Below are 2,094 nucleotides of genomic sequence, written 5' to 3'. Positions count from 1 at the left end.
CATTCGCTGCTGGCGACCCGGGTGATGTCGCGGGTGCGGGAGGTGCTGGCCGCTGAGGTGGCGTTGGCGGTGTTGTTCGACCATCCCACGGTGCGGGGTCTTGCCGCTGTGATCGACGAGACGGTGCGGGGGCTGGTGGCCCCGCCGGTCGGTCCGGTGCCGCGGGACCAGGTGCTGCCGTTGTCGTTCGCCCAGCAGCGGCTGTGGTTCCTCGACCAACTCGAACCCCACTCCACCGAATACAACCTGACGACACATGTGCGCTGGAACGAGACTCCGGATCCCCGAATCCTTGGGCTGGCCCTGGCCGCCGTCGTCACCCGGCACGAGATCCTGCGCACCCGGCTGGTGACCGGACCGGACGGAATCGCCCGCCAGGTCATCGACCCGCCGGGGCCGGTGCCGCTGCCGGTGGCCGACCTGTCGGACGACGACGATCCCCTGGAAGCCGGACGACGACTGATCGCCGCAATGGCGGCCCAGCCGTTCGACCTGGCCTCCGGACCACTGATCCGGGCCTGCCTGATACGGCTGGGAGAATCCGGACACGTGCTGGCACTGGCCGCCCACCACGTCGTTTTCGACGACTGGTCCTCCCGTATCTTCCAGAGCGAGCTGCTGGCCCTCTACGAGGCGTTCCGCACCGGAGAACCTGACCCGCTGCCGCCGCTACCGGTGCAGTACGCCGACTTCGCGGTCTGGCAGCGGACCTGGCTGACCGGCGAGGTCCTCGACCGGCAGCTGGCCTACTGGCGGGAGCGGCTCGCCGGGGCACCACTGCTGGAACTGCCCACCGACCGTCCCCGGCCTCCGACACGCTCCACCACCGGAGCGATCGCCGAGTTCCGCGTCCCGGCACGGACCGGCGAGTCCCTGCGCGCGATGGCCCAGGACAACGGCGCGACGGTGTTCATGGCGCTGCTGGCCGCGCTCAGCGTGGTGCTGGGACGTCATGCGGGACTCGACGACGTGGTCGTCGGAACACCGGTCGCGAACCGGAACCGGGTCGAGACCGAGGATCTGATCGGGTTCTTCGTCAACACCCTGGTGATGCGCACCGACTTGTCCGGGGACCCGACCTTCGCCGAGCTGTTGGGCCGGGTTCGGGAGACCGCGCTGGGGGCCTACGCCCACCAGGACCTGCCCTTCGAGCAGCTGGTGGACGCCCTGGTCACCGAGCGGGACAGGTCCCGCACCCCGTTGTTCCAGGTCTTCTTCAACTACGCTCCCCGCGACCCGCGCGAGGACTCCGGCCAGACCCGCAGCGATGCGGACGTGAACCTGGACGGCAATGACACCGGCGAGTTCCAGGTGAAGTTCGACCTGTCCGTGACGATGGGTGACGCAGACGACGGCGGACTGGTCGGCGGAATCGAGTACAGCACGGCGTTGTTCGACGCGGAGACGATCAGCCGGCTGGTGAGCCATCTGACAACCGTCCTGGAAGCGGCCGCGGCTGACAGCGAAGCCACGCTTGGTGGCCTCCCGATGGTGTCGGCGGCGGAGCACGCCGAGTCGTTGGAGCGGGGGACGGGTGCCGCCGGACCCGTGCCCGGCGCTGTTGGGGTGCCTGAGCTGCTATTGAGCCTTGCGGAGGAGCGCCCCGACGCCGTGGCGGTGGTGTGCGGGCAGCGGCACGTGACCTACGGGGATCTCGTGGGGCGGGCATCGCGATTGGCGCGTCACCTTCGTGTTTCCAGGGTGGGACCCGAGTCGGTGGTCGGCGTCTGCGTCGAGCGCGGAATCGACCTGGTGACCGCCGTGGTGGGGGTGTGGTTGGCGGGGGCGGCGTTTGTGCCGTTGGATCCGGAGTATCCGGCGGAGCGGTTGGCGTTCATGCTGGCTGATTCGGGTGCGCGGGTGGTGGTGGGTCATCGGTCGGTGGCCGCGGGGCTGGTGGATTCCGCGGTGGATTCCGTGGTGTGGCTGGACGAGTCGGCCGCACTGATGGATCTGGAGGTGGTGGAGCCGGAGCGGGTGGTGGTGGATCCGGCTCAGCTGGCGTATGTGATCTATACGTCGGGGACGACGGGGGTGCCGAAGGGTGTTCAGGTCGGGCATGGGGGGCTGGTGAATCTGGCGGCTGGTTTGTGG

General features: G+C 69.2%; 1 protein-coding gene. It reads left to right on the top strand.

The window, feature by feature from the left end; translation table 11 throughout:
- A partial coding sequence (locus ABZ098_RS44910; RefSeq protein ID WP_356600894.1) for a condensation domain-containing protein occupies positions 1-2,094 on the top strand: 2,094 nt, incomplete at both ends.

This window comes from Streptomyces sp. NPDC006335, from assembly GCF_040612795.1.
In the GTDB taxonomy this organism is placed as follows: Bacteria; Actinomycetota; Actinomycetes; order Streptomycetales; family Streptomycetaceae; genus Streptomyces.
The sequence above is the reverse complement of the archived record's forward strand: the minus strand, read 5'-3'. Positions and strand labels throughout refer to the sequence as shown.